Below are 2,375 nucleotides of genomic sequence, written 5' to 3' on the forward strand. Positions count from 1 at the left end.
ATGATGTGGGCGGGTGCGCTGACCGGTGAGCTGGTGACCGGGTGCGAGGCGGGTTACTGGCCGGCGCAGACGCGTGGTGCGGTGCGGTTCGCCGACGCTGTCGCGGCTCTCGCCGAGCAGGGCGTGACGGTGTTCATCGAGGTGGGGCCCGACGGGTCGCTGTCCTCGCTCGGCCCTGACACGGTGGCCGGCATCGGCACCGAGGACGCCGTCTTCGTCCCGCTCCAGCGACGGAACGACGAGGGCGTCACGAGCCTGGTCACGGGTCTCGCCCGCGCGTTCGTGCGAGGCGTGCCGGTGGACTGGAGCGCCGTGCTCCCGGCCGGCCGGCCGGTGGACCTTCCGACGTACGCCTTCCGGCACCGGCGCTTCTGGCTCGACAGCGGAGCGTCGTCGCACGCCATGGAGCTGCCGCAGTCCGACGACGACACGGCCGGGGAACCCCTGCCGGACGGTGCCACCGGGCTCCTGCGGCAGCTCGTGGGCCGACCGGAGCCCGAGCAGGACCAGGTCCTGCTCGACCTGGTCCTGACGCACGCCGCGGCCGTCCTCGGACACGCCTCCCCGCAGGCGCTCGACCCCGCGCACACCTTCAAGGAGCTCGGGTTCGACTCGGTGACCGGCGTCGAGCTGCGCAACCGGCTGAGCGCCGCGGTCGCCATGCGCCTGCCCACCACCCTGATCTTCGACCACCCGACCCCCGTGGCGCTGTCCGAGCACCTGCGGGCGGCAGCCCTGGGGAACGCCGACGAGCCCACCGCCCTGGCCCGGACGGCCGCAGGGGCCGACGAGCCGATTGCGATCGTGGCGATGAGCTGCCGCCTCCCCGGTGACGTCAGCGCCCCGGAGCAGCTGTGGGACCTGCTGGCCGCCGGCGGTGACGCGGTCGGCGACCTCCCCACCGACCGGGGCTGGGACCTCTCCCAGCTCTTCGACCTGGACGCGGAGCGGGCCGGCACCTTCTACACGCGCGGCGGCGGATTCATCACCGGCGCGGGCGAGTTCGACGCCGCCTTCTTCGGGATCAGCCCGCGCGAGGCGCTGGCGATGGACCCGCAGCAGCGGCTGCTCCTCGAACTCTCCTGGGAGGCCTTCGAACGGGCGGGCATCGACCCGCGCCGGCTGCGCGGCTCGTCCACCGGTGTCTTCGTGGGCGCGTCCTCGTCCGGTTACGGCGCCAACGCGCCCGAGGAACTCGAGGGCCACCTCCAGTCGGGCATCGCACCCAGCGTGATCTCGGGCCGGGTGGCCTACACGCTCGGCCTCGAAGGCCCGGCCCTGACGGTCGACACCGCGTGCTCCTCGTCGCTGGTCGCCCTGCACCTGGCCGGCCAGGCCCTGCGGTCGGGGGAGTGCTCGCTGGCGCTGGCCGGCGGCGTCACCGTGCACGCCACCACCTCGTGGCTCGCCTGGTTCAGCCGGCAGCAGGGGCTGGCGGCGGACGGCCGCTGCAAGGCGTACTCGGAGCAGGCCGACGGCATGGGCATGGCCGAGGGCGCCGGCATCGTCGTCCTGGAGCGGCTGTCGGACGCGCGGCGGCTCGGGCACAAGGTGCTCGCCGTCCTGCGCGGCTCGGCCGTCAACCAGGACGGCGCGTCGAACGGTCTGACGGCGCCGAACGGTCCGTCGCAGCAGCGGGTGATCCGGGCGGCGCTGGCCAGCGCGGGCCTGGCCACGGGGGACGTGGACGTGGTCGAGGGCCACGGGACGGGGACCCGGCTGGGGGACCCGATCGAGGCCCAGGCGCTGCTGGCGACCTACGGGCAGGGGCGTCCGGAGGACCGGCCGCTGCTGCTCGGCTCGCTGAAGTCCAACATCGGGCACACCCAGTGGTCCTCGGGCGTCGCGGGCGTCATCAAGATGGTGCTGGCTCTGCAGCACGAGCAGCTGCCGAGGACGCTGCACGCCGAGGAACCGTCGTCGCACGTCGACTGGGAATCGGGTGCGGTCCGGCTGGTGACCGAGGCGCAGCCCTGGCCGCACTCGGAGGAGCGTCCGCGGCGCGCGGGGGTGTCGTCGTTCGGCATCAGCGGCACCAACGCGCACGTGATCATCGAGCAGGCGCCCGATCAGGGTGCCGTCGACTCGCCCGCCGGCGGTGTCGTGCTCCCGCTCGTGCCGTGGGTGGTGTCGGGCCGGTCGGCGGAAGGTCTCGCCGGGCAGGCGGAGCGGTTGGCGAGCTTCGTCCAGGCGGACGTGGACATCGCCGGCGTGGGTTGGTCGCTGGCGACGTCGCGGGCGGCGCTGGAGCACCGAGCGGTGGTGCTCGGCTCCAGCGGTGAGGAACTGACGTCCGGACTCAGGGCCTTGGCCGAGGGGCGGGAGGTTCCCGAGGTGGTGTCCGGGGCCATGGGCGTCGCGGGCAAGGTCGGTTT

General features: G+C 74.1%; 1 protein-coding gene. It reads left to right on the plus strand.

Annotated elements, in window-relative coordinates; translation table 11 throughout:
• Positions 1 to 2,375, plus strand: a 2,375-nt coding sequence (locus ACZ6Y7_RS37910) for a type I polyketide synthase (RefSeq protein WP_465762539.1), incomplete at both ends; no start/stop codon positions are given.

The organism is Kitasatospora sp. NPDC053308 (assembly GCF_055585785.1).